The organism is Kribbella sp. CA-293567, assembly GCF_027627575.1.
Lineage (GTDB): Bacteria > Actinomycetota > Actinomycetes > Propionibacteriales > Kribbellaceae > Kribbella.
This window is the reverse complement of the sequence record NZ_CP114065.1, coordinates 6,508,408-6,533,527: the sequence shown is the minus strand read 5'-3', so window position 1 is coordinate 6,533,527 and position 25,120 is coordinate 6,508,408. Positions and strand designations below refer to the sequence as shown.

Annotated in this window: 26 protein-coding genes; 11 read left to right on the top strand and 15 right to left on the bottom strand. The window is 68.8% G+C overall.

The window, feature by feature from the left end:
- Positions 1 to 34 precede the first annotated feature (34 nt).
- The 4 genes from OX958_RS30245 to OX958_RS30230 all read right to left on the bottom strand — a co-directional run bounded on the left by OX958_RS30245 (position 35) and on the right by OX958_RS30230 (position 4,040).
- Positions 35 to 2,050, bottom strand: coding sequence for a hypothetical protein (locus OX958_RS30245; RefSeq protein ID WP_270133469.1), 2,016 nt, complete (start codon positions 2,048 to 2,050; stop codon positions 35 to 37).
- Between the two features lie 133 nt (positions 2,051 to 2,183).
- Positions 2,184 to 2,384 carry a cold-shock protein gene (locus OX958_RS30240; RefSeq protein ID WP_270133467.1) on the bottom strand — a complete coding sequence of 67 codons (201 nt, stop codon included), beginning with the start codon at positions 2,382 to 2,384 and terminating at the stop codon, positions 2,184 to 2,186.
- 130 nt (positions 2,385 to 2,514) lie between these two features.
- A complete protein-coding gene (locus OX958_RS30235; protein ID WP_270133466.1) occupies positions 2,515 to 2,694 on the bottom strand; it encodes a hypothetical protein in 180 nt (59 codons plus the stop codon).
- On the bottom strand, positions 2,694 to 4,040 hold the full coding sequence (locus OX958_RS30230; protein WP_270133465.1) for a PspC domain-containing protein: 1,347 nt from the start codon (positions 4,038 to 4,040) through the stop codon (positions 2,694 to 2,696). The genes OX958_RS30235 and OX958_RS30230 overlap by 1 nt, the downstream gene beginning before the upstream one ends.
- A 193-nt stretch (positions 4,041 to 4,233) precedes the next feature.
- Between OX958_RS30230 and OX958_RS30225 the strand changes: the two genes are divergently transcribed.
- Positions 4,234 to 5,637 (top strand): ATP-binding protein, encoded by a 1,404-nt coding sequence (locus OX958_RS30225; protein ID WP_270133463.1) that lies wholly within the window; start codon positions 4,234 to 4,236, stop codon positions 5,635 to 5,637.
- Complete coding sequence (locus tag OX958_RS30220) at positions 5,634 to 6,275, top strand: response regulator (RefSeq protein ID WP_270133462.1); 642 nt, start codon at positions 5,634 to 5,636, stop codon at positions 6,273 to 6,275. The genes OX958_RS30225 and OX958_RS30220 overlap by 4 nt, the downstream gene beginning before the upstream one ends.
- 12 nt (positions 6,276 to 6,287) lie before the next feature.
- Here the strand turns inward: OX958_RS30220 and rpsR are convergent, their stop codons facing one another.
- Positions 6,288 to 6,524, bottom strand: a complete 237-nt coding sequence (rpsR, locus tag OX958_RS30215) for a 30S ribosomal protein S18 (protein ID WP_270133461.1) — start codon at positions 6,522 to 6,524, stop codon at positions 6,288 to 6,290.
- 76 nt (positions 6,525 to 6,600) lie between these two features.
- Here rpsR and rpmF point away from each other — a divergent pair, with 76 nt between their 5' ends.
- Positions 6,601 to 6,762, top strand: coding sequence for a 50S ribosomal protein L32 (gene rpmF, locus OX958_RS30210; protein ID WP_270133459.1), 162 nt, complete (start codon positions 6,601 to 6,603; stop codon positions 6,760 to 6,762).
- Positions 6,763 to 6,861: 99 nt separating this feature from the next.
- Positions 6,862 to 8,190, top strand: a complete 1,329-nt coding sequence (locus OX958_RS30205) for an aminopeptidase C (RefSeq protein WP_270133458.1) — start codon at positions 6,862 to 6,864, stop codon at positions 8,188 to 8,190.
- 57 nt (positions 8,191 to 8,247) lie between these two features.
- Here the strand turns inward: OX958_RS30205 and OX958_RS30200 are convergent, their stop codons facing one another.
- The 5 genes from OX958_RS30200 to OX958_RS30180 form a co-directional block, all read right to left on the bottom strand.
- The gene (locus OX958_RS30200; protein ID WP_270133456.1) at positions 8,248 to 8,985 is read right to left on the bottom strand and encodes an alpha/beta fold hydrolase; all 738 of its coding nucleotides are present in this window, start codon (positions 8,983 to 8,985) and stop codon (positions 8,248 to 8,250) included.
- A 59-nt stretch (positions 8,986 to 9,044) separates the two neighbouring features.
- Positions 9,045 to 9,770, bottom strand: coding sequence for a PIG-L deacetylase family protein (locus tag OX958_RS30195; RefSeq protein WP_270133455.1), 726 nt, complete (start codon positions 9,768 to 9,770; stop codon positions 9,045 to 9,047).
- 16 nt (positions 9,771 to 9,786) lie between these two features.
- Positions 9,787 to 10,419, bottom strand: coding sequence for a ClpP family protease (locus OX958_RS30190; protein WP_270133453.1), 633 nt, complete (start codon positions 10,417 to 10,419; stop codon positions 9,787 to 9,789).
- The gene (locus OX958_RS30185; RefSeq protein ID WP_270133452.1) at positions 10,416 to 11,024 is read right to left on the bottom strand and encodes a ClpP family protease; all 609 of its coding nucleotides are present in this window, start codon (positions 11,022 to 11,024) and stop codon (positions 10,416 to 10,418) included. The genes OX958_RS30190 and OX958_RS30185 overlap by 4 nt, the downstream gene beginning before the upstream one ends.
- A 77-nt stretch (positions 11,025 to 11,101) precedes the next feature.
- Positions 11,102 to 12,031: a phage baseplate protein gene (locus tag OX958_RS30180; protein ID WP_270133450.1), complete on the bottom strand. Its 930-nt coding sequence runs from the start codon at positions 12,029 to 12,031 to the stop codon at positions 11,102 to 11,104.
- A gap of 159 nt (positions 12,032 to 12,190) precedes the next feature.
- Here OX958_RS30180 and pcrA point away from each other — a divergent pair, with 159 nt between their 5' ends.
- Positions 12,191 to 14,524, top strand: coding sequence for a DNA helicase PcrA (gene pcrA / locus OX958_RS30175; RefSeq protein WP_270133448.1), 2,334 nt, complete (start codon positions 12,191 to 12,193; stop codon positions 14,522 to 14,524).
- Between the two features lie 73 nt (positions 14,525 to 14,597).
- A complete protein-coding gene (locus OX958_RS30170) occupies positions 14,598 to 15,161 on the top strand; it encodes a hypothetical protein (RefSeq protein WP_270133446.1) in 564 nt (187 codons plus the stop codon).
- Here the strand turns inward: OX958_RS30170 and OX958_RS30165 are convergent.
- The 4 genes from OX958_RS30165 to OX958_RS30150 all read right to left on the bottom strand — a co-directional run bounded on the left by OX958_RS30165 (position 15,136) and on the right by OX958_RS30150 (position 19,023).
- Complete coding sequence (locus OX958_RS30165; protein WP_270139174.1) at positions 15,136 to 16,470, bottom strand: lanthionine synthetase LanC family protein; 1,335 nt, start codon at positions 16,468 to 16,470, stop codon at positions 15,136 to 15,138. The two genes, OX958_RS30170 and OX958_RS30165, sit on opposite strands and share 26 nt — an antisense overlap.
- Complete coding sequence (locus tag OX958_RS30160) at positions 16,470 to 16,991, bottom strand: DUF6886 family protein (RefSeq protein WP_270133445.1); 522 nt, start codon at positions 16,989 to 16,991, stop codon at positions 16,470 to 16,472. Before OX958_RS30160 ends, OX958_RS30165 begins: the two co-directional genes overlap by 1 nt.
- Before the next feature lie 72 nt (positions 16,992 to 17,063).
- Positions 17,064 to 17,954: a M23 family metallopeptidase gene (locus tag OX958_RS30155; RefSeq protein ID WP_270133444.1), complete on the bottom strand. Its 891-nt coding sequence runs from the start codon at positions 17,952 to 17,954 to the stop codon at positions 17,064 to 17,066.
- A gap of 223 nt (positions 17,955 to 18,177) precedes the next feature.
- A complete protein-coding gene (locus OX958_RS30150) occupies positions 18,178 to 19,023 on the bottom strand; it encodes an esterase/lipase family protein (RefSeq protein ID WP_270133443.1) in 846 nt (281 codons plus the stop codon).
- Between the two features lie 96 nt (positions 19,024 to 19,119).
- Here OX958_RS30150 and OX958_RS30145 point away from each other — a divergent pair, with 96 nt between their 5' ends.
- From OX958_RS30145 to OX958_RS30125, 5 genes are all read left to right on the top strand, one after another.
- On the top strand, positions 19,120 to 19,536 hold the full coding sequence (locus tag OX958_RS30145) for a cobalamin B12-binding domain-containing protein (RefSeq protein ID WP_270133441.1): 417 nt from the start codon (positions 19,120 to 19,122) through the stop codon (positions 19,534 to 19,536).
- 277 nt (positions 19,537 to 19,813) lie between these two features.
- Positions 19,814 to 21,133 (top strand): ABC transporter substrate-binding protein, encoded by a 1,320-nt coding sequence (locus OX958_RS30140; RefSeq protein ID WP_270133440.1) that lies wholly within the window; start codon positions 19,814 to 19,816, stop codon positions 21,131 to 21,133.
- Positions 21,134 to 21,224: 91 nt separating this feature from the next.
- Positions 21,225 to 22,283, top strand: a complete 1,059-nt coding sequence (locus OX958_RS30135) for a carbohydrate ABC transporter permease (RefSeq protein WP_270133439.1) — start codon at positions 21,225 to 21,227, stop codon at positions 22,281 to 22,283.
- Positions 22,280 to 23,161 carry a carbohydrate ABC transporter permease gene (locus OX958_RS30130; protein ID WP_270133438.1) on the top strand — a complete coding sequence of 294 codons (882 nt, stop codon included), beginning with the start codon at positions 22,280 to 22,282 and terminating at the stop codon, positions 23,159 to 23,161. Before OX958_RS30135 ends, OX958_RS30130 begins: the two co-directional genes overlap by 4 nt.
- A 49-nt stretch (positions 23,162 to 23,210) precedes the next feature.
- Positions 23,211 to 23,354 (top strand): hypothetical protein, encoded by a 144-nt coding sequence (locus OX958_RS30125; RefSeq protein ID WP_270133437.1) that lies wholly within the window; start codon positions 23,211 to 23,213, stop codon positions 23,352 to 23,354.
- 54 nt (positions 23,355 to 23,408) lie between these two features.
- Here the strand turns inward: OX958_RS30125 and OX958_RS30120 are convergent, their stop codons facing one another.
- Positions 23,409 to 25,046 (bottom strand): glycoside hydrolase family 13 protein, encoded by a 1,638-nt coding sequence (locus OX958_RS30120; RefSeq protein WP_270133436.1) that lies wholly within the window; start codon positions 25,044 to 25,046, stop codon positions 23,409 to 23,411.
- Positions 25,047 to 25,120: the final 74 nt, after the last annotated feature.

Genomic DNA, 25,120 nt, shown 5'->3' with positions numbered 1-25,120 from the left:
CCAGACCGAAACTACTGGGAAGGAATTTCCGCTGTCAATGAGTTAGGCCGACGGCGAAAAGGCGGGCGCCCGACGTCACCAGCAACTGGTTGCCATGGACGGCGAGCCGGCGGTTCGGGTGGACGAGGAACACCGGAGGAGTCTTCCGCTGCCACGGGTCGAGCCGGTAGATCCGATTGCCGTCGATCCCGGCGTACAGGGCGTCGCGGGTGGCGACGATGTCCCCGCCCGCCGTCGTGGTGCCCACGTCGAAGCGGCGCTTGAGGCGGCCGCGAAGAGTGTCGACGGCGAAGACCGTCTTGCCGGCCACGCCCCAGAGGAGGCCGTCGGGACCGATCGCGACCGAGCTGACCGTGCCGGCACCGGCGATCGGCGTCTCCCAGAGCTTGCGAGCCCGCCGGACGTCCCAGGCGAAGACGGTGCCCTCGGTCCGGGTGGGCGGAGTGGTGCTCAGGCCGCCGGTGATCGAGGTGCCGCCGTAGACGATGCCGCGGTCGGCGGCGAGGCCGAAGACGCTCTGGTCCTGCACGACGTTGCGGAAGGTCTGCGTGCTGCCGGTGGCGGGATCGTGGATCGCCAGTGCGCCGCCGAGCCGATCGCCCTCCGGGACGGTGCCGATGGCGATCTTGCCGTCCACCTCGACCAGGGCGCGGGCCCGCATCTGCAGGTCGGTCTTGAGGTTCACTCGCAGCTTCGGGTTGTCCGGCGTACCGGGTGGTCCGGGGGAGTACTCCGGGCTGCTCCACGGCTGGGCGGGATCGTAGGAGTAGACCCGCGCTTCGGGGTAGTTGCCGAGCCAGACCCGGCCGTCGGAGGCCTCCAGGATCGCCTCGGTCTGGGAGAACCGGTTGAAGGTCGCCGCCCCGGTGCTGGTGTCGACCAGCGAGACGCCGCCGTTCAGGAAGCCACCGGCGTACGCCGCGCGCTTGCCGCCGGCGATCGAGAGGATCTCGATCGGCTCCCGGCGGACGCCGGACTGGATGATCTCGGACTTGCCGGTCTGCGGGTTGTAGCGGAACAGTTCGCCTCGCCACAGCGTGCCGACAATGCTCTTGCCCGGGTAGTCGGGCAGGCCGAGCTCGGCCCAGCCGATCGCGCGGGTGTTCTGGATCCGGCCGGTGAAGGTGAGGCCGGTGCCGGTCAGCGCCTTCGTCGACGGGTCGTACCGCTTGAGTTCGCTCTGCTGGATCAGGTAGAGCTCGCCGTCGTCACCGGCCGGCGAGACGTCCAGGCCGTGCGTGGCCGGGATCTCGTCGACCCACGCGCGGGTGGCGAGGTCCCAGACGAAGGTCGGCCCCGGGTACGCCGTACTGAAGCGCGCGTAGAGCCGGCCGGCCCGCGCGTTGAGGTCGTAGACGGCGACGTTCCGGATGTCGGGGAAGCCTGGTGGGGTAGGGATCTCGGTCACCACGCCGGTGACCGGGTCGAGCTCGGCGAGGTGCGCGTCGGGGTTGGTGCCGGCGTAGACCTTGCCGTTCGCGTAGTCGATGCTCTTCAGGTACGGCTGGCCGGCGACGATCTGGCCGTAGTCGCGGATGGCGCCGGTGACGGCGTCGTACCGGAAGATCTTGCCGCCCGGGTAGGTGCCGCCGTAGATGTTGCCCTGCTCGTCGGAGGTCAGGCGCCAGATGAACCCTTCGGTGGCGATCGGGCGGCCGAGGTCCTCGACGGTGTTGCCGCTGTCCGGCCGCCAGCGGTAGAGGTGCCCGTTGTTGTAGGTGCCCACGTAGATCGTGCCGTCCGGGGTGGCCGTTACGGCGTACCCGGAGTCGGCGCCGGTGAGCGGGGCGGAGACCAGGCTCGCTCCGGTGGCCGGGTCGATCGCGTTCAGATACCCCGGTTTGCCCGTCGACACGTTCCAGATGGCGGCTTTGCCGGCGTCGGGGCCGGGGGCCACGGTGCCGCCGATCAGCAGGACGTCGGACAGCGGCATCCCCAGCGGCACCGCGACCGGCGGCTCGGGCGGAGGATGGCCTGCTTCGGCCGCGGAGAGGGGCGTCAGCAGCAGGAAGATCAGAGCCGTTGTCAGGAGAGCGCGCGCAGATCGCATGGAGCTGCCTCCAGGGCGGGAGTAATAACGGTCTTGTCCGAAAGTAGAACTGCCTCGGGAGGCCAGGTCAAGATCTCGGGACCACCGCCGGGTACGCCGGTGTGCGGGCGCTTTCGGGCTCAGCCGATAGCTGTCAGAGCGTCTTCACCGCGTCGGCCTCGCGGCCCTTCGGTCCGTCCACCACCTGGAACTCGACCTGCTGCCCGTCCTCGAGCGTCTTGTAGCCGTCGGTGACGATCTTGCTCCAGTGCACGAAGACGTCGTCCTGACCGTCGACGGCGAGGAAGCCGTAGCCCTTGTCGGCGTTGAACCACTTCACGGTGCCGCGCACCATCACAACTCCTGTTGACCTTCAACGGAGCCCACTCACCAGGCCCCTCGGGCGTCCGGTCACCGGTGAACCGGTTGACCGAGCGGTCAACAAGACTAGCTCAGTGACCCACCGGCCGGGTGTGAGACAACCGTCAGCCGCGGTGTGACGCGACCAGGCCGAGGATGCCGGCGGCGACCAGCAGCAGCGCCGCGGAGACGCCCAGATCGTCGGTCCGGACCACGCCGTGGTCGTTCAGGAACCAGATAGTGGCGCTCCCGGACAGGACGGTGCCGGCGATGACGCCCGGGACGTCCGGCTTGATCTTCCGCATCAGCGCACCACCTCGATGCTGCCCAGCTTGAGATGCAGGTCCAGGACGAGGGACTGCGGTCCGGGGGAACCGTTGGCGCCCAGGTCGGCCACGGACAGCTTCGCGGGATGCCCGCCGGAGGTCCGGTTGAACGCGTCCACCTGCCCGGTGTCGGCGGCCAGGCTACCGGTCACGTCGACGTCCGGCGGCAGCTTGACGACGACCTCGCCGACGCCGCCGTCGATGGTCACCTTGGCACCGGGAGCGAACTTCGCCTTGGTCAGGTCGAGCTTCACCGAGCCGGCGTCGAACTTGTACGTCGTGTTGGTCGGGTCGATCGTGTTGTTGGCGGTGGCCACGAAGTTCACCTCGGCGATGTCGCGGGGGACAGTCGGGAAGACCATGCTCGCCGCGGCGCCGGCCGCCAGCAGGATGCCGAGCGGCAGCAATCCGAGGGTCTTGCCCACGAAGCCCCCGAGCAGCATGCCCAGGCCGAGAGTGGCCAGTCCGATCACCAGCGTCAGCGTCAACTGTCCGCTCGTCAGCCAGGCGACGGCCAGGGCCAGGCCGGTCAGCAGGGTGATCATCGGCTTCACGCCGCGGTAGCCCTTGACCGGCGGTGCCGCGGGCGTCCGGGTGGCCGCGGTGGCGCGGGCCGGCGGCTCGTCGACGTACAGGCCCAGCGGGTCGTCCTCGGTCCAGACCGGGTTGGCCGGGTGGACCGGGGCGGACACGCGGTCCTGAGGGCGGCGCTGCTCGGCGGCCGGGCTGCTGGGAGCGCTCGGAGCGGGAACGCCGTACTGGGCGCCGGCGGGCGGCGTGCCGGTCCTGGTGAAGCCGGCGCTGCGCATGGCCCGGTCGACGGATCGCTGGGCGCTGTCCTGGGCCTGCTGGATGCTGGGGTGGCCCCACTGGCCGACCCCGAAGTGACCGCTGCCGCCCTGCTTGTGGCCCTTCCGGCGGAAGATCAGCCACAGCAGCCCGAGCACCACCAGTGGCGCGGGAACCAGCTTGCCGAAGTCGAAGGACGACATCACCGCGATGGCGCTGAACACGCAGACGCCGATCACCACCGGCCACAGCCACGGGTGGTCGGCCCGGACCCGGTCACCGAGCACGCCCTGGGCGGCAGAGCGGTCGCTGCCCTCGTCGGGCATCAGCACCCAGGCGGCCGGGTAGAAGATGAGGCCGGGGCCGCTCAGCACCAGGACCGCCATCACCACCCGGATGAGTACCGGGTCGACGTTCAGCGCCCGGCCGATCCCGCCGCAGACGCCGGCGAGCATCCGGTCGGACCGGCTGCGGCGCCAGCTCTGCACGTTCTTGAGCTGGTCGCGGTCGATTCCCCCGCTCGAGTTCTGGTCCATGCCATCGATACTGGCCCCTCCCGGGCCACGGCGACATCGGGGATCCCCCTTTGCCGACCCCGGGTCGCCGGTCGGCCCCACTCGGCTAGGGGTTCTCCCCGGGGCGACCCTGACCGCCGGTGGCGCAGGCTGAGGAGTCAGCCGGGGAGAAGCCTGCTGGTGCGGGGCCTGCCGGCATGTGACGATCGTGGTGATGACACAACCAGCTGCCACCGCGCCTCCGGGCGGGTCCCCGACGACCGGGGGTCCGGTCGGTGGTTCGTACGCCCAGGGACCGCAGTACGGCGCGCCGTACGGGGGGCCCGGTGCCCAGCCTCCGCCCGGGAACGAGCCGCCGCCGGTGCGGCGCGCGTACCGGCGTACCGACAGCCGGGTGCTGAGTGGGGTGGCGGGTGGTATCGCCGACCACCTGAACGTCTCCGACACCGTGGTACGGCTGTTCTTCATCGGTACGACGGTGTTCGGCGGCTTCGGCGTACTGATCTATGCGGCGCTGTGGTTCCTGATGCCGCTGGAGGTGCCTACCGGTCCCAACGCGCCGGGCCTGGCCGCGGCGGCCCGGGCCGGCATGCGGCCGGAGACACCGGTGCCACCGCTCGCCTCCGAGAAGAAGGAACGCCGCAAGGAGAAGAGCCGCGGTCAGCTGACCGCGCTCGCCGTGGTGGCCGTCGGCGTACTGCTGCTGCTCAACGTGGCCGGCCTCGGGGTGGCCGGCAAGATGTTCTGGCCGCTGGTGTTCGCCGGTACCGGTCTGGCGCTGATCTGGCGGCAGGCCGACGAGGGCCAGCGCAACGCATGGATCGGCAAGACCCCGACGCTCGGCGCGTTGTTCGGCAAGGGGGCCTGGAAGTCGGTCATCCGGGTGGTGGTCGGGCTGGTTCTGATCGGGACCGCGATCACCGTGTTCCTGGTGCAGAACGGCCGGCTCTCGATGGTCGGCGACGTCCTGGTCGCGCTGCTGCTCGCGGTGGTCGGCATCGGCGTCATCGCGGGACCGTGGGTGCACCGGCTCAGCCGCGACCTCAACAACGAGCGTGGTGAGCGGATCCGGTCGCAGGAGCGGGCCGACATGGCCGCGCACCTGCACGACTCGGTCCTGCAGACGTTGGCGCTGATCCAGAAGCAGGCGAGCGACCCGCGGGCCGTCGTACGGCTGGCCCGGGCGCAGGAGCGCGACCTGCGGTCCTGGCTGTACGACGAGGACGACAAGACCGACCAGACCCTGGCCGGGGCCACCAAGCGGGCTGCCGCCGAGGTGGAGGACTCCCACGGCGTACCGGTCGAGGTGGTGACCGTCGGCGACTGCGACCTGACCGAGGAACTGTCGGCGATGGTCCGGGCGGCGCGCGAGTCGATGGTGAACGCCGCGAAACACTCCGGAGCTGACAAGATCGACGTGTTCGTGGAGGTGGACGGGGACCGGGCCGAGATGTTCGTCCGGGACCGCGGCAACGGCTTCGACACCGACGGGGTACCGGAGGACCGGCTGGGGCTGCGGCACAGCGTGATGGGCAGGATGGAACGGCACGGCGGCCGCGCAACGGTGCGGTCGAACCCGGAGACAGGCACCGAAGTGCGACTGGAGATGGACAGATGACGCAGAGGCGAGTGGTGGTCATCGACGACCACGACATGTTCCGGTCAGGCGTGCGCAGCGAGATCGGCGCCTCGGTCGAGATCGTCGGCGAGGGCGCCGACGTGGAGTCGGCGGTGAAGGCGATCGTCGCGGCCGAACCGGACGTGGTGCTGCTCGACGTCCACCTGCCCGGCGGCGGTGGGATCGAGGTGATGAAGCAGGTGCACCAGCGGCACCCGGAGATCAAGTTCCTGGCGCTGTCGGTCTCCGACGCGGCCGAGGACGTGATCGGCGTGATCCGGGCCGGCGCCCGCGGCTACGTCACCAAGAACATCTCCGGGACCGAACTGGTCGACGCGATCGGCCGGGTTGCCGACGGCGACGCCGTCTTCTCGCCCCGGCTGGCCGGTTTCGTCCTGGACGCCTTCTCCGGCGCGATCGACATCGCCTCGGTCGACGAGGACCTGGACCGGCTCTCCCAGCGCGAACGCGAGGTACTCCGGCTGATCGCCCGCGGCTACGCGTACAAGGAAGTGGCCCGTGAGCTGTTCATCTCGGTGAAGACCGTCGAGACCCACGTCTCCTCGGTACTCCGCAAGCTCCAGCTCTCCAACCGCCACGAACTGACCCGCTGGGCCACCGACCGCCGCCTGGTCTGAGCTGCCGGATCCTCAGCGGGTGGTGGAGGTGTAGGGGAGCAGGGCCATCTCGCGGGCGTTCTTGATGGCTCGGGCGACCTGCTTCTGTTGCTGCACGGTCAGTCCGGTGACGCGGCGGGAGCGGATCTTGCCGCGGTCGGAGATGAACTTGCGGAGCAGGGCGGTGTCCAAGTAGTCGACGGACTCGACCTGGTGGAGCGGGTTCTGCTTCGGCTTGCGTCCGGTCGCCGGCTTCTCGCGTCGTGCCATCGGGACACCCCTTCTTGCTGTTGATAATCGTTTTCATTAGCATAGCCCCTGTTCAGCCGAGCAGAGGAGATGGGTCATGGCGGTACCGAAGCGCAAGATGTCGCGGTCGAACACCCGCAACCGGCGGGCGCAGTGGAAGGCGGCGGCGGTGGAGCTGGTGCCGATCACCGTGAACGGCAAGCAGCTGCGGGTACCGCGGCGGCTGGTCCGGGCCTACCAGCTCGGCCTGATCGAGTGACCTGATCGTTCCGCGCCGGTGGCGGGTTGTGGACAGGGCACAAAGTCGCCACCCCGGCAGGGACGCAGAGCCCTTTGTCCCTGTTATACCGTCGCTGTCATGGAGCGGAATCTCACCACCGAACAGCTGGGGCTCTTCGAGAAGGAGTTCGCGTCGAACCCGCAGTACCGGGTGATGCAGAACGCCGTCACGGAAACGCCGATCAGCAAGATCGCCCTGGATCGCCAGGTCGTCACCTCGATCGACCATTCCGTGTCGAACCTGCTGGACGACTGGAAAGTGACGAACCAGAAGAAGAGCGGCCGGTGCTGGCTGTTCGCCGGGCTGAACCTCTTCCGGGCCGGCGCCGCCGAGAAGCTCGGCGTGAAGGACTTCGAGTTCTCGCAGAACTACCTGCTGTTCTGGGACAAGTTCGAGCGGGCCAACTTCTTCCTCGAGGCGATGATCGAGACCGCCGGCCGCGACGTCGACGACCGGACGGTGGCGCACCTGCTGTCCGACCCGATCGGTGACGGCGGCCAGTGGAACATGTTCGTCGCGCTGGTCCGCAAGCACGGCCTGGTGCCGAAGTCGGCGATGCCCGAGACCGAGAGCTCCTCGGCGACCGCGCAACTGAACGACTCGCTGCGCAAGCTGCTGCGACAGGGCGCCCGTGACCTGCGCAAGCTGGCCGGCTCCGGCGAGGAGGCGCAGCGGGCGCACAAGCGCGAGCTGCTGACCACGATCCACCGGGTGCTGAGCATCCACCTCGGGACGCCGCCGCAGAAGTTCCTGTGGCAGTGGAAGGACAACGACAAGGGCTTCCACCGCGACGGCTGGACCACCCCGGCCGAGTTCGCGGCGGCGTACGTGACGTTGCCGGTCGAGGAGTACGTCTGCATCGTGCACGACCCGCGGGAGTCGAGCCCGGCCGGCAAGACCTTCACCGTCGACTACCTGGGCAACGTCATCGACGCGCCGCCGGTGGTCTACCTGAACGTCGAGATCGACCTGATGAAGCAGCTCACCCAGGACGCCATCGTCGGCGGTGAGCCAGTCTGGTTCGGCTGTGACGTCGGCAAGCAGATGTCGGCCGACCTCGGCTACTGGGACGCCGGTCTGTACGACTTCGGCGCGGTCTACGACACCGAGTTCAGCCTGGACAAGGCCGAGCGGCTGCTGCACCACGAGACGTTGATGACACACGCGATGCTGTTCACCGGTGTCGACCTGGTCGACGGCAAGCCGCGGCGCTGGCGGGTCGAGAACAGCTGGGGCGACGAGAAGGCCGACAACGGCTTCTGGACGATGAACGACTCGTGGTTCGCCGAGCACGTCTTCGAGATCGCGGTCCGCAAGTCGTCGCTGCCGGCCGAGCTGCAGGCGCGGTTCGACGAGGCTCCGATCGTGCTCCCGGCCTGGGACCCGATGGGCGCGCTCGCCGACTGACCGGATCTTCACCGACGGCCGGAGGACCCTTCGTGGGTACTCCGGCCGTCGGTCGTTTCAGCCCAGCGCCGCGCGGATCAGCGCGGTCGTCTCGTCGGGTCGTTCGAGCGACGGCAGGTGGCCGGCCCAGGGCAGCTCGGTGTGCTCCACTGCGGGCAGGATGTTGCTCAGATGTTCTGCGCAGGCAGCGAAGAACCGTAGTTCGTGGGCACCGGTGAAGAGCTTGACCGGCGCCGTGATCCCGCCGACCTCCCATTCGTCGTTGTCGACGTCGCCAGCGGCCAGTTGGACCTCGAACGCGTGCTTCTGCATCACCCGCACCAGCTCGCGCGCCTCGTCGTCGGCCTCCGGCCCGAGCGAGGTCCGCACGTTGAGCTCGGTGGCCCCGTCGAGGTCACCGGCCTCCAGCAGCCGGTCCTCCTCGGCCGCGAAGTCCCGGAAATCATCGGTCGGTACGACGTCGTCAGCAGGCGGCGACAGCAGCACCAACCGGCTGAACCGCTCCGGCTGCCGGCTCGCCGCCTGCAACGCCACATAGCCCCCGTACGACGCCCCGACCACCTTCGTCTCCTCGACCCCCAGCTCGTCGAGCAGCCCCAGCACGTCGCCGGCATCGGCGTACTTCGCCCCGGCCTCCAACGGCGTCCGGCCGAACCCGCGCAGATCCAGCGTGATCACCCGATGATCGGTCCGCAGATCCTCCACCTGCCGGGCCCACATCCGCGAATCACAAACCCCCGCGTGCACCAACAAAACCGCCGGCCCGTCACCGGTCACCTGATAAGAAAGAGTCACCCCCGCACCTTCCCGCCTCACGCCCGCAACAGCAAATGCTTTAGCCGTCGCAGTCGCGGTCAGGTGGTGACGACGGTGAAGGCTTCGGCGTAGTGGTTCTCGGGGTAGCCGGCCGTGGTGGCGAGTTGACGGAACAGGCTGTGCAGGCGGGTGGTCAGGGCTTCGGGGTTCGCGTGCTGGCTGGTGTGGGCCAGTACGGCGGCGAGCTTCCGGTCGATCGTCTCGGTGATGTCGACGTAGTGGTTGGCCTCCGGGTGGGCGATCAGCCAGAGCTCGTTGACGGTCCAGGCCGCTTCGGTCAGTTCGGGGTACGCGAAGGGGTTGCCCGCGGCCGGGAAGAAGGCGCGGACGGTGGCCTCGCCGGCGGCCAGGTGGTCGGGGTGGGAGGCCGGCAGGCGGGACCAGTTCCGCTCGGGTGACTGGCAGACCAGGCGCTGTGGCCGGACCTGGCGGATCACCCGGGAGATGTCGCGGACGACGTCCTGGGTGGGCTCGAGACAGCCGTCCTCGTAGCCCAGGAAGTGCAGGTCGTGGACGCCGACCTCCTTGGCCGCGATCGTCTGCTCCGCCCGGCGCACGGCGGGCATCGAGGCCCGGTCGCGATCGGGCTCGAACCCGCCGGCCTGGCCGTCGGTCACCAGGCAGTAGCTGACCTCGATCCCCGCCCGGGTCCACAGCGCGATGGTGCCCGCGGCGCCGAAGTCGACGTCGTCCGGGTGCGCGGACACCACCAGAATGCGCTCGATCTCGGAGTCGGGACGGGGCTTCGCGGCAGGAACGGTCACACCGGCGACCTTAGTCTCAGGCGCTCAGCGCGGGTGCGGCCGGGAAGGTCGCGACCGCGGTCCGATGCTGGATCACCTCGTCGGCGACGCCGTAGTCGCAGGCGGCCTGCGCGGTCAGGACGTGGTCGCGGTCGGTGTCGTGGCGGAGGCGCTCGATCGACTGCCCGGTGTGGGCGGCCAGGATCGCCTCCTGCTGACCGCGGACCCGGACCAGCTCGTCGGCCTGCAGGATCAGGTCGGGGATGGTGCCCTGACCGCGAGCGGCCGGCTGGTGCAGCACGACCCGGGTGTGCGGCAGGACGGCCCGCCGGCCGGGGGCACCGGCAGCCAGCAGTACTGCGCCCGCGGCGATCGCCTGGCCGACGCAGACGGTCGCGATCGGGCTGCGGACGAACTGCATCGTGTCGTAGATCGCCAGCATGGCGGTCGGATCGCCGCCGTCGCAGTTGATGTAGAGGTTGATCTCCTGGTCGGGCGCGGACGCCTCCAGGTGCAGCAGCTGGGCGATCAGGGCGTTCGCGACGCCGGCGTCGATCGCCGTCCCGAGGTAGATGATGCGTTCGGTCAGCAGGTGCGAGTACACGTCCATGATCCGCTCGCCGCGCGGGTGCGGGCTGATCACGTTCGGAATCATGTAGCTGTTGCTCATCGGGGTGCTCCTGACTGTGCGGGCTGCCGGGGCATCACCTGGTCGAACGTCTCGACGATGTGGTCGACGAAGCCGTAGGTGCGGGCCTCCTCGGCGGTGTACCAGCGGTCGTGCAGCGAGTCGTCGAAGACGGTCTCGATCGGCTGCCCGGTGTCCTCGGCGATCAGGGCGAGCACGGTGTCGCGGATGTGCCGCAGGTCGTTCGCCTGGATCTCGATCTCCACCGCCGATCCGCCGATCCCGGCCGACCCCTGGTGCATCAGGACCCGCGCGTGCCGGAGCGCGAAGCGCTTGCCCGGCGTACCGGCGGAGAGCAGGAACTGGCCCGCGCTGCAGGCCAGTCCGAGCGCCAGCGTCGAGACGTCACACGGCACCAGCCGGATGACGTCCCGGATCGCCAGCATGGAAGGCACGGACCCGCCGATCGAGTGGATCCACAACGAGATGTCGGTCGACGGGTCCTCGGCCGCGAGGGTGAGGAGCTGGGTGGTGAGCAGAGTGCCGTTGTCGTCGGTCAGCTGGCCGTCCAGTACGACGATCCGCTGCCGGAACAACGCCTGCCGCGTCTGCTCGTTGAACATGGGAGGTTTCGTGTCATCCGCCATGCGTCCACTGTGGGCGCATGGCGGACGGCGAACCCAGCTTTTCTGCTGGCAGCAGGTCTGCTCTCAGCCGATCGGGGTCAGAGCAGCTTGTAGTAGAGGTTCGCGTAGCGGTTGGCGCCACCACCCTTGGGCCGGGACGCGAAGCCGAAGAACAGGGCCAGCTCGCCGGAGTCCATCCGGTGGATCGCCATCCCCTCGGGCTCGCGGTAGGTCAGCGAAGCGCCGGCCCTGGTGACGGCGGGCCCACGGGTGAACTCGCCGGTGTTCAGGTCGACGGTCCGGATGGTGGAGTTGATGTTGTCCGGGTTGGTCTGGCCGTCGCCGTAGAAGAGGTACGCGTACTGCCCGTAGAACGTGTAGCCCTGGAAGGTGCGGCCGTAGCTCGGCTGCTTCACCCGGACCAGCCGGTCGGCACTCTTGCCCTCGCGCGCCTTGCTGAGCGGCCAGACGCTCAGGTAGAAACTGCCGTTCTCCTTTCTGCGGACCATCAGGCGCTTGTTGACCGGGTCGACCGCCGCGGTGATCGTGTCGCTGCCCCGGAAGAACTTCGCGGAGTCGGCGATCGAGGTCCGGACGATGTTCTTGAACTGCACCCGGGCCAGCGCCGTACCGCGGCCCTCGCCGTCGTTGCGGTCGGTGTCGCACTCGACCCAGATGTAGGTGACGTCGCCGACCGGTTCGGCGGCGATCGAGACGCCGTGGCCGGCCTTCTTGATCGTCATCGAACCGAGCACGGTGCCGCCGGCCGACACCTGGTTGATCACCAGGTCCGAGCCGGACCCGCCGTTCTCGGCCTGGACCACGAACAGCCGCCGGTTGACGTCGTCGAAGGTCAGGCCCTGCATCGAGTGGTGCGTCTCGGCCAGGATCTTCGGCCCGAACAGGTGGTGCGGAGTGGCGCCGAGATCGAACTCCGGCGACGCGGGCAGGGCGGCGTTCGCAGTACCGGCAGCCAGTACTCCGCTGCCGAGCGCCCCCGCTCCCACCGCGGCGCCGGCCCGGAACACTCCTCGGCGACTAAGACGAATCTGACTCAGCGGATCCATGGAAACTCCTCAACAGGTGGGCGGACTTTCACGTCGGTGCCCCACTGTGACCACCCGCTCGCTGAAACGGTTCCCACTCCATAACAGCTTTGTCGGTCCCTGTGTCTAAGGTGGTGGGCGATGACGACGCTCTTTTCTCCAGACGAACTGCCGGTGCCGCTCGAGGCGCCGAAGCAGAACCGGGCCGACCCGGCGGCGCTGCTCGAGGGACTGAACCCGCAGCAGCGCGCTGCCGTCGTGCACGCGGGCAAGCCGCTGCTGGTGGTGGCCGGTGCCGGTTCGGGCAAGACACGGGTGCTGACCCGGCGGATCGCGTACCTGCTGGCGGCGCGGGACGCGCACCCGGGCTCGATCCTGGCGATCACCTTCACCAACAAGGCGGCCGCCGAGATGCGCGAGCGGGTCGTCGACCTGGTCGGGCCGCGGGCGAAGCTGATGTGGGTCTCGACCTTCCACTCCTCCTGCGTGCGGATCCTGCGCCGCGACATCAAGCGGTTCGGGATCAGCTCGACGTTCTCGATCTACGACAGCACCGACTCACGCCGGCTGATGACGCTGGTCTGCCGCGAGCTCGACCTGGACGTCAAGCAGTACAACCCGCGCGCGGTGCTGAACTGGATCAGCGCCCAGAAGAACGAGCTGGTCGACCACGAGTCGGCCGGCTCCCGGGCGGAGAACCACCTGGAGGAGAAGTACGCCGAGTGCTACCGGATCTACCAGGAGCGGCTGGCCCAGGCCAACGCGCTGGACTTCGACGACCTGCTGATGACCACGGTCAACCTGCTGCAGGCCTTTCCGGAGGTCCGGGAGTACTACCGGCGCAGGTTCCGCCACGTGCTCGTCGACGAGTACCAGGACACCAACCACGCGCAGTACACGCTGATCCGGGAGCTCTGCGCCCAGCTCGAGCCGGGGCCGAACGACGGCCCGATCAGTCCGCCGGCCGAGCTGATGGTGGTCGGTGACTCCGACCAGTCGATCTACGCCTTCCGGGGCGCGACGATCCGCAACATCCTCGCCTTCGAGGAGGACTTCGCCGGCGCCGACACGATCCTGCTGGAGCAGAACTACCGCTCCACCCAGACCATCCTGACCGCGGCCAACGCGGTGATCAGCCGCAACGAGGGCCGGATGGCGAAGAACCTGTGGTCCGACTCGGGCCAGGGGGAGCAGATCGCCGTCTACGTCGCGGACAACGAGCACGACGAGGCGCAGTTCGTCGCCGACGAGATCGACCGGCTGACCGACGCCGACGGCGTCAAGCCGTCCGATGTCGCGGTCTTCTACCGGACCAACGCGCAGTCGCGGGTGTTCGAGGAGGTCTTCATCCGCACCGGCCATCCGTACAAGGTGGTCGGCGGCGTCCGGTTCTACGAGCGCAAGGAGGTCCGCGACGCCCTCGCCTACCTGCGGGTGCTGACGAACCCCGAGGACACCGTCTCGCTGCGCCGGATCCTCAACGTGCCCAAGCGCGGGATCGGCGAGCGTGCCGAGGCGGCGATCGAGGCCCTCGCGCTGCGCGACCGGATCACCTTCGCCGCGGCGCTGCGCCGGGCCGACGAGGCCCCGGCGATGGCGACCCGGTCGGCGAAGGCGGTCCAGGGCTTCGTCGACATCCTGGACGAGCTGACCGCGATGGTCGACTCCGGCGCCCCGCCGGACGACATCCTCGACGTCGCCCTGCACCGCTCGGGGTACTACGAGGAGCTGCAGAAGTCCCCGGACCCGCAGGACGAGACCAGGGTGGAGAACCTGGACGAGTTCATCGCGGTCGCCCGCGAGTTCGTCGAGGAGCGGACGGCGGCCTCCGAGCCGGCCGACCTGCAGGCGTTCCTGGAGCGGGTCGCGCTGGTCGCCGACGCCGACCAGATCCCCGACGCCGCCGACGACGGTGGCGTGGTCACGCTGATGACGCTGCACACCGCCAAGGGGCTGGAGTTCCCGGTCGTCTTCCTGACCGGGATGGAGGACGGCATCTTCCCGCACTCGCGGTCGCTCAACGACGTCAAGGAGCTGGAGGAGGAGCGGCGGCTCGCGTACGTCGGGATCACCCGTGCCCGGCAGCGGCTGGCGATCTCGCGGGCCGCGGTGCGCAGCGCGTTCGGTGCCCCGCAGCACAACCCGCCGTCCAGATTCCTGGAGGAGATCCCCGCCGAGCTGCTCGACTGGCGCCGCGACGAGTCCGCGATCACCCGCTGGTCCGGCACCGGCACGTCGTCCGGTGGGAGTGGCGGCGGTGCCGGCACCCGCTGGGAGACCAACCGCCGTTCGGCCGCCTCCGACAAGCCGGTCATCAGTCTCACGCCGGGGGAGCGGGTCGTGCACGACACCTTCGGCATGGGCACCGTCGTGGTGGTTCGCGGCGAGGGCCAGCAGGCCCAGGCGGACATCGACTTCGGCTCCCAGGGAGTCAAGCGTTTGCTGCTGCGCTACGCCCCGGTGGAGAAGATCTAGAACCGCAAGGTGCCGAATCCGGCGCGGGCTGCGACAATCGATGTTTCGGCCCTCCCGGACGAAGGTCCAGCCCATGCCCAAGGCAGCAGACAGCAGCAACCGCCGGATCATCCTGGCGGGGGCCAACCCTGGGCTGCGGCTGTTCGACCAGGACGGAAAGGTCACCGCGTTCGCGTCGATCTGGATGGTCGACTGGTCGATCTGCGGTGCCGGAACGGCGGTCGTGCTCTGGTTCGACGGCATCGTCCGGGTGGTCTCCGAGGACGTCGACCTGGCCTCCTGGCTGGAGCGGTACTTCGTGCGCTCGTTCCTCGAGGTGCAGGGACTGGCCTGGCACGAGCCGGCCGTCGAGCGTGACCTGGTCCAGGTCTCGATGAACCTCGCCGACGGGCTGAGCGTCAAGGCCGCGGACATCCAGATCGAGATGAGCGGCGTGCTCGACCGGCGGCTGTTCGCCACCGACAACTTCCAGCTCGCCGAGGGCCCGCACAGCCTCAGCCTGGTGATCGCTCCGGTCCGCACGGCCACCGTCTCGATCGGCGGTGCCTCGGTGCCCGGGTTCGTGCAGGTCGACGGCTCGGCGGAGCGTCCCGGCTCCTCGGCCTTCCTTACTACGGCAGAGGTCTGGCGCCGCTAGTGCCGGTGGCCCACCAGTTGTCCATCCGGAGCACAGGCGTTGCCGCGGCGCCCTGGTTCGCCACGCGGTCGGCGTGGAAGAGACAGCCAGCGATACCGGCGGCTCCCTGCATCCATCCGACGCCGGGTGGGAGGAGCGGATCCTCGTTGCGGTGCTCGATGAACTGCCAATAGGCGTGGCTGCCGTCGTGGGTCGCTCGCTCGACCAGGGTGTCGGCCAGGCCGAGCGCGAAGTCGAGATTCACCTGGTCACCGGTGGAGTGCCAGTAGTCCAGGAGCACGTCGGCGACTCCCGCCGTACCGCAGCAGCGGCCGTCGTTGTCCCAGAAGCCCGGGTGGAGTCGCGCGGGCAGACCGGAGGTCCGGACGCTGTGGGAGCAGCGGCGTCGCCAGGTCAGCGGCGACTCACCGGCGACCTGCTCCACACCGGCGTGCTGCAGCGCGGCGAAGAGCAGCGACGTACCGGCTGGGCCGTGGCACCAGTTGTAGGTGACGGGATCGTGGTCGGACTCTTCCTTGATCGGCACCAGCCGGGGAACCACCAGACCGTGGTCCTCACTGACATTGAGGGTCACCAGGTGCTCGGCGCCGCTGCGGGCGGCCGCGGTCAGCTCGGGCTGCCCGAGCTCGGTGCCGGCGATCGCCAGCGTCGCGGCGATCCCTGCCAGTCCGTGGGACAGGTTCGGCATCGACGACTTCGGCTCAGGCAGGAAGCGGTTGGGGATGAACGGCCAGTCGAGTCCAGTGGGCAGTGACTGCGACTCAGACAGCAGCAGAGCCGCCGCTCGCTCCGCCAGCTCAGTGGCGCCAGGGGTGTCGCTCCGACGAGCCCAGAGGGCACCCAGAAGCACGCCAGCGGTACCGAGAGTCAGGTCGTTGGCTCGCGCACCTGGCAGATACCCCGGCGGTACTGCGAACGCCTGCGGCCACCCGTCCGGCTCCGCCAACTCGAGCAGGCGCCCGATGGCCGCCGCGGAGCCCGGAAGCTCCAGCGATGTCAGTACGCCGATGGCGCTGACCAGTCCGTCGAAGAAGGAGCAGTCGATGCTCGTGGCGATGCCGGCCCGCACGCGTTCGGCGATCCCGTCCGCCAGCGTCTGTTCCTCGGCAGTCCACGGCCGGCTGAGCTTGATCTCGGCGAGCACGTACGCCAGCCCGCCGATCCCGCTGTACATACCGTCGCGGTACTCCACCTGCTCGACGGTCGCCGGCTGACCGAGCGAATCCGGGATCCACGGTCCGTCGTCCCACCGGACCTGATCCAGCACCCAGCGCCAGCCGGCCTCGGCCACTTCGGCGTACGGGCCCATCACCGGGCGACCGCGTTGCGCAGCCGGATCCCGCTGAACTCCAGCGTGCTGGCGGTCACCGCGTCCCAGAACTCGTGCAGGCGTGGCAGCACGCGCAACTGGATCCCGGCCTCGGCGTGCAGCTCGAACAGGTCTCCTACGCGCTCGGGCGGTCCCAGCGGCTCGACCACGGTCGTCGCCACGAAAGCAGCGTCGGCCTGTTCGAACGGCTCGGCAGGCAAGCGGTAGGCATAGAGCTCGACGGTACGGACGGTTTCGAGCCAGCCGTACTCGATCGCGTGCACTCGTGTTCCGCAGCCGTCGCCGATGATCCGGGACAGATCTGTCGCAGTGGTGCCGGGGCCCTCCCACGCCATCGCGCGGGGGCACTGCCGGGGGAACCAGTAGTCCGGCGCACGATCGTGGCCGACGGCCCAGACGTACGGCGTGGTCTTCGCCGACGTGGGAGCCAGTTGGGGCCGGAAGATCCGGATCGCCGGGTCTTCGGAGAAATGCAGTACCTCACCAGGCCGCGGACGCATGCGCGGCAGCCTAGTACCGCGGAACAGCAGTGAGCCAAGCCTTATCCGGAAGGCTGGGACCGGCGCTGAGGATCAGGGGTTGAGACCGCAGTGGTTGCGCAGCCAGGAGATCGGGTTGATCGGGCTGCCGCCACCGGGACGGACCTCGAAGTGCAGGTGCGGTCCGGTGGTGTTGCCGGTCATGCCGACCGCGCCGACCTGGTCACCGGCGTACACGGTCTCGCCGACCGAGACGGTGAACTTCGACATGTGGTTGTACCAGGTCTCGGTGCCGTCCTCGTGCCGGACCCGGACCTGACGGCCGTAGGAGCCGGCGAACTCGGCGCCGACGACCTCGCCCTTCATCACACTGCGGATCGGCGTCCCCATCGGGGCGGCGAAGTCGGTGCCGGTGTGGTCCCGGGCCCAGCGACCGCCGGCCTGACCGAAGCCGGCCGTGATGTGGTAGCCGGAGATCATCATCTCGCAGCGGGTGGCCGACTCGCGGGCGTTCTTCTGGGCCTGCTCGATCTTGGCCTTGGCGCTGGCCAGGGCGACCGCGCGCTTGTTCGTCAGGGCCCGGGTGGCGTCGAGCTTGGCCGCCCGCTTCTTCGCGGTCTGGTCGGCCGCGGCCTGCTTCTTGGTCAGGTCCGCGCCGGTCAGCTCGACCCGCGAGGAGTCCCTGGTGGCGAGGTTGCGGCGCTCGATCCGCGCCGTCGTGAGTTCGGACAGTTGCCCGTTGCCGAGGCTGAGGGCAGCGATGTTGACCGCCGAGTTCGCCTGCGTCGGGGACGCGAGCGAGCTGTGGCTGAAGCCGACTGCTCCTGCTGCTGCCGCGAGTGCCGCGGTCAGTCCAACTACCTGCGTACTGCTGGGGGTATTACGCCTGGCAACACGATGCTTGGCACTGTGACGTCCTACGCCGGTCTTGCGCGCAGCGTTGCCTGGCGTGACGCGGCTGGCCGCGGCACGGTGCTGGGACACAACGTGGCCTTTCGGTCACAGGGGAGGGGGCAGGGGTGGGGCTAACTGTTCGTCCACTCACTCCCGGGTTATCCCCCGGGGGCTCATGCACCATAACGGAACCGCAACGAGCCGACAAACCCATCCGGCACTTTTGGTGCCCCACCTTCACGAAACTTTTGCATGCGCCGCTGCACGTGCATCGGCCTGAGCGCTCAGTTGGTTGTCATGTCAGGAAGAACTTTCACGCAACTGTGTCCTGCTCGTCGAGGTGCGAGAGCACCCCGGTGATCTGGTGGACGACCTCGCCGTGGAACGGCAGCGACAGGTGTCCCACGCCGTCGACCCGGACGTTCTGCGCGATCAGGTCCGGGTGCTTGATCCGGGCCCGGCGCTGCGGAACGATCAGCTGGTCGACGTCGCTGTAGAACGCGACGAACCTGGTCCGGCAGCCGGGGGCGGGCTCTGCCAGCTCCTCCATCAGGTCGCTGTCGGGCCGCAGTTGCTTCACCAGCGGCCACGGCAGCAGCCGCGCGGCGACGGTGCCCTGGTGAGGGGTGCCGAGCGTGACGCAGGTGTGCACGTACTCGTCGCCGCCCAGCCGTTGGACGTAGTACCGCGCGATCAGGCCGCCCAGGCTGTGGCCGACGATGTGGATCCGGTCCGAGCCGGACTCCTCGCAGAGCCGCTCGATCTCGGCGCCCATCCGCTCCGCCGTACTGCGGACGTCGAGCGTCAGGGGTGAGTAGGAGAAGGTCTCCAGCTGGGTGAAGCCGCGGCGGAGCAACTGGCGCCGCATCAGGGCGAACACGGTGTGGTTGTCGATGATGCCGTGCGCGAGCAGGATCGGCGTCCCGGCGGCGCGGACGTCACCGACCAGCAGGCTGCGCTGGGCCGGGGTCAGGCCGCTCAGGGTGAGGCGCTCGGCGCGGGAGCCGGCGCCGCCGACCAGGCCGAGCGGATACATCGCCAGATGGGTGGTGAGCCAGCCCAGCTCGACGGCCGCGCTCTGCAGGCCTCGTGGTGACAGCGCCGAGCGGGCGCCGTACTTGAGTCCTTCCAGAGCTTCCCGGATTCCGTCGGCGCTCATCGCGTCTCCTCACTCTTTTCTCACGGTAACCGGTTCCCTCTTCGGGTGGCCGTGAACACACTGCTCCGTGTCCGATCCGTGAGGTAACTTCTGCATATGTCTGCCACTAGCCCTCTGCGAGTTGTTGTTGCCAAGCCGGGACTGGACGGCCACGACCGGGGCGCGAAGGTGGTCGCCCGGGCGCTGCGCGACGCCGGGATGGAGGTCATCTACACCGGCCTGCACCAGAGCCCGGAGCAGATCGTCGAGACCGCGATCGCCGAGGACGCCGACGCGATCGGCCTGTCGGTGCTGTCCGGCGCGCACATGACGCTGTTCAGGAAGGTGCGCGAGCTGCTGACCGAGCGCGACGCGGACGACATCGTGGTCTTCGGCGGCGGCATCATCCCCGAGGCCGACCTGCAGCCGCTGGCCGAGCTCGGCGTGCACAAGATCTTCACGCCGGGAGCGACCACGACCGAGATCGTCGAGTGGGTCCGCGGGCATGTCGGCGACGCCTCCGCGGCCTCCTGACCACTCTCCGCAGCCGATCCGGCACCGGAATGCTTGTTACTAATCGGTAATACCGAATCGTTAAGAAACACCTGGTTGTGCCCGGTGGGGAATCGCGGTCGCATACAGCCATGCGCATGTCCGTTCATGACGCTGGGTTCGGCAACGTGTGTGGCTCAGGACACATCGGCCCCGATCTCGGTTAGTGTCCGGAGAGGCCGGCTCGCAGCGTGGTGGGGGCAAACGGCCGGCCTGCGCAGGACCAAGTGACGTCCCATCGGGAGAGGGCAGGTACACGATGAGGTTTGAACGATCACACACGCGTAAAGCGGTCGCCCTGGCCGTGGCCGGCAGCTTGACGCTGCTCGCCTCCGCGTGTGGCGGAGACGACGGCAGCGAAGGCAGCACGGGCGGGGGTGGAGGAACGGCACTCGAGGGCCGTGGCCCGATCACGTTTGCCACCGGCAAGGACACCTCCGGCAACCTGACCAACCAGGTCGCGGCCTGGAACGCGGCCCACCCGGACGAGAAGGTCGAGGTCAAGGAGCTTCCGGAGTCCGCCGACCAGCAGCGTCAGCAGATGGTGCAGAACGCCCAGGCGAAGTCCGATGCCTTCAGCGTGCTGAACCTGGACGTGGTCTGGACCGCGGAGTTCGCGGCCAACCGCTGGGTGCAGGAGCTGCCGGAAGACCAATTCCCGGATCTGGGCAAGTTGATCCCGGCAACCGTTGACACCGGCAAGTACCGCGACAAGCTGTACGCCGTACCGGTCACCTCCGACGGCGGGCTGCTCTACTACCGCACCGACCTGCTGAAGGCGGCCGGCGTCGAGGCGCCGAAGACGTGGGACGAGATGAAGGCGGCCTGCGCCAAGATCAAGGCCACCCCGGCGGGCAAGGGACTGGACTGCTACGCGGGTCAGTTCGAGAAGTACGAAGGCCTGACGGTGAACTTCTCCGAGGCGGTCAACTCCGCCGGTGGCGTCGTCGTCGGCGAGGACGGCAAGCCGAACGTCGACTCCCCGGAGGCGCTGGCCGGCCTGCAGTTCCTGGTCGACGGCATGAAGGGCGGCGAGTTCCCGAAGGCGTCGATCACCTACAAGGAAGAAGAAGGCCGGCGGGCCTTCCAGGAGGGCAAGCTGATCTTCCACCGCAACTGGCCCTACGTCTTCGCGCTGGCCGGCAAGACCGACGGCTCGTCGAAGATCGCCGGCAAGTTCGGTGTCGCTCCGCTGCCGGGTAAGGCCGAGGGCGGCGTCTCGACGCTGGGTGGCCACAACTACGGCATCAGCAGCTTCGCCAAGAACAAGGCCACCGCGGCCGACTTCATCAAGTTCATGTCCAGCGAGGAGCGCCAGAAGGCGAACGTCGAGAAGACCTCGCAGGCGCCGACCTGGGCCTCGCTGTACGAGGACCCGGCACTGAACAAGCAGTTCCCGTACCTCGCGCCGCTGAAGGCGTCGATCGAGTCCGCGAAGTCGCGGCCGAAGGTGGTCAAGTACGGCGACGTCACCGTCGCCATCCAGGAAGCCGCCTACGGCGCGCTGACCGGCACGACACCGCCCAAGGAAGCGCTCACCGCTCTGCAGACCAAGCTGAGCACGCTCATCACTCAATGATCGAACGGCGGGGCCGGTACGCAGCGAGCCTGCTGGGTACCGGCCCCGACCCGTCCCTGCCCGCCGAACGGGCAGAGAGAAGGAGGCAGAGGTGAGCAGTGCATCCGTGCCGGTTCCCGCGGGTTCCGGCAAGCCCAAGCGGCAGACCAGCTTCAACGAGGGCACCGGGAAACTGGCGGCGATTCTGCTGTCGCCGACCCTGATCGTGCTGGCGCTGGTGGTCGTCTACCCGATCATCTCGGCGTTGCGGGAGTCCCTCTACACCAGCGGCCAGAAGTTCGACGCCGACGGCTTCGTGATCGAGGGCTCCACCTTCGTCGGACTGGAGAACTACACCGCGATCTTCTCCGGCGAGACCGGCGATCGCTTCTGGAACGCGTTCTACAACACCACGTTCTTCACCATCACCTGTGTCGCGCTGGAGACGGTGCTGGGAGTGGCGATGGCCCTGGTGATGCACAAGGCGTTCAAGGGCCGCGGCCTGGTCCGGGCCAGCATCCTGGTGCCGTGGGCCATCCCGACCGTGGTCTCGGCCCTGCTGTGGAAGTGGATCTTCCAGGCCGACGGCGCGGCCAACGCGTTGCTCGGCCAGCAGATCCTGTGGTCCACGGAGGGCTGGCAGTCGGTCCTGTCGGTCATCGTGGCGGATACCTGGAAGACGGCACCGTTCATCGGGCTGCTGGTGCTGGCGGGCCTGCAGACGATCCCCGGCGACGTGTACGAGGCCGCGAAGGTGGACGGCGCGACCCCGTGGCAGACGTTCACCCGGATCACGTTGCCGCTGGTCAAGCCGGCCCTGCTGGTCGCCGTCCTGTTCCGCATTCTCGACACGCTGCGGATCTTCGACCTGCCGTACGTTCTGGTCGGACCGAACAAGACCTCGGTCGAGACGCTGTCGATGCTGGCCTACGACGAGGCGTCGAACACCAGGTACGGACCGGCGGCGGCGTACGCGACGATCCTGTTCCTGTACGTCGCTCTGGTGGCCTACGTGTTCGTGCGACTGCTCGGCGCCGATGTGCTCGGTGACGCCGTGCAGAAGAAGAAGTCCAACGGCAAGCGCCGCAAGAATCGGGACAGTGCGCCTCCCGGTGCGACGACGATCGGGATCGCCGGTTCCGCCGGTGGGTCAGGGAGTGGTGTCGGATGAGCACTGCAGTGAAGACCGACGTGCCGGAGAAGATCGACCTCAAGGCGGCCGAGGCCAGCCCGTGGCGCAAGTACCTGCCACTGCTGGGTGTGGGGATCATCGTCCTGTACTGCCTGGCGCCGTTCTACTGGATGATCGTGTCGGCGTTCCGCCGGCCGCTCGACCAGTTCGACAACGGGCTGCTGCCGTCGCCGTGGTCGCTGGACAACCTGCAGGCCGTGTTCGGGCCGGGCGTCGGCTTCGGCCGGGCCCTGCTGAACAGCCTGATCGTGGCCGGGGTGACGACGATCCTGACCCTGATCGTGGGGCTGGTCGCCGCCTACACGCTGGCCCGGCTGGAGTTCCGGTTCAAGAACGTCGTGCTGGCGATCATCATCACCACCTCGATGTTCCCCGGCATCTCGCTGGTGATCCCGCTGCTCAAGCTGTTCATCGACATCAAGTGGATCAACACCTACCAGGCGATGATCGTGCCCAGCCTGTCGTTCGCGCTGCCGCTGGCGGTGTGGACGCTGACCACGTTCTTCCGGCAGATGCCGCGGGAACTGGAGCAGGCGGCGATGGTGGACGGCTGTACGCCGGCCCAGGCGTTCCGCAAGATCATCCTGCCGCTGGCCGCGCCCGGTGTGTTCACCACGGCGATCATCACCTTCATCGCGGCCTGGAACGAGTTCCTGATCGCGCTGAGCATGGTGAACAAGAAGGAGGTGCAGACGGCGAACGTGGCGATCTCCAAGTTCACCGGCATCTCCGGCTTCGACCAGCCGTTCGGGACCCAGATGGCGGCCGGGGTGGTCGTCACCATCCCGCTGCTGATCGCGGTACTGGCGTTCCAGCGCCGCATCGTCGCCGGTCTGACCGCGGGCGGCGTGAAGTAGGCGGTTTCGACCGGCGTAGGGTCGGTGGCTCAGCCGCTGGAGGTGTGAAGTGAGCTACGGAGACAACAGGAACAAGCGCGACCAGGAAGACCGGGACCGCCGGGACCGCGAGGAGCAGGACCGTCGGATCCGGGACGAGCAGGATCGTCGGGACCGCGAGGAGCGGGACCGGCGCGATCGCGACAAGCGCTGAGAACGAAAGGCCGGACCCGCCAGGGTCCGGCCTTTCGTCACTGCCGCGTCAGAGTCAGACCTTCAGCCAGACAGTGGCGTCGACCGGCAGTTTGCCGTCGGTCAGCGGCTCGCTGGCGAGCAGTACTTCGCCCGCCGGCAGGTCGAGCGGCTCCTCGCTGATGTTCACCACGCAGCGGAAGCCCGGGTCGCGGGTGAACGACAGGACGCCGTCCGGTGCGTCGGTGTCCCAGGCGAGCCGGCCCTCGCCTAGTGCCTCCTGCTCGCGGCGGATGCGCAGTGCCGCCTTGTAGAGGGCGAGATGGCTGTCGGCGTCGGTTGCCTGGGCCTCAGCCGTCAGCGGCGCCCAGTCGGCCGGCTGCGGCAGCCACGGCTGCCCGTCGCCACTACCGAACCCGTACGGCGGCTCGCTGCCGCTCCACGGGATCGGCACCCGGCAGCCGTCGCGGCCACGCACGGTGTGGCCGGACCGCTCCCAGGTGGGATCGTCCAGCACGTCCTCCGGAAGGTCCTCGACCTCCGGCAGGCCCAGCTCGTCGCCTTGGTAGATGTACGCGCCGCCAGGCAGCGCCAGCTCCAGCAGAGCAGCAGCCCTGGCCCGGCGGAGCCCGAGCGCCAGGTCAACCGGTACTACGCCCGCCTGCTCCAGCGCGTGCTGCTGATCCCGCCCGTATCGCGTGCGATGCCTGATGGTGTCGTGGTTGCTCAGCACCCAGGTCGCCGGCGCACCCACCGCCCACAGGCTGTCAGTGGTGTAGTCGATGACCTGCCGCAGCTCCTTCGCGTTCCACGCGGCCCGCAGTACGTCGAAGTTGAAGGCGGAGTGCAGCTCGTTCGGCCGGACGTACTGCGCCAGCCGCTCGGCCGGGGACAGCCAGGCCTCGGCGACGAACACCCGCGGCCCCTGCGGGGTGTCGGCGTACTCGTCGGCGATCGCCCGCCAGCGCTGGTGGATGGCGTGCACGCCTGGCTGGTCGTAGAACGGGTTGCCGACGTACTTGTCGCGGGTCGGCTCACCGTCCTGCAGCGGTACGTCGGGCAGTGAGGCGTCCTTGGCCATCGAGTCGGCGACGTCGATCCGGAAGCCGTCGATGCCCCGGTCGAACCAGAACCGCAGGATCGAGTCGAACTCCTCGATCACCTTCGGGTGGTCCCAGTTCCAGTCCGGCTGGGAGATGTCGAACATGTGCAGGTACCACTGGCCGTCCTCGATCTGCTGCCAGGCGCCACCGCCGAACGCGGCCGGCCAGTTGGTCGGCGGCAGGCCACCCTCCTTGCCGTCGCGGAACCAGAACAGGTCACGCTCGGGCGACCCCTTGCCCGCGGCCAGCGCCGCCTTGAACGCCGGGTGCTCCCAGGAGCAGTGGTTCGGCACCAGGTCGATCAGCAGCCGGATACCCAGCGCGTGTGCCTCGGCGATCAGCGCGTCGGCGTCGGCCAGGGTGCCGAACTCCGGGTTGATGTCGCGGTAGTCGGCCACGTCGTACCCGCCGTCGAGCAGCGGCGAGGGGTACCACGGGCTGATCCAGATCGCGTCGATGCCCAGTTCGGCCAGATAGGGCAGCCGGGCCCGGATCCCGTTCACGTCACCCGTGCCGTCACCGTCCGCGTCCGCGAACGACCGGGGGTAAACCTGGTAGACGACGGCACTACGCCACCAGTCGTCAGCTGGTCTGGTCGCTTGTTCTGTCATGGCATCCAGCCTTTCACGTGAGGGCAAGACGACTGTGACAGTCGTCTCAGCCCGTACCCCGGCTGTCGCGCGGG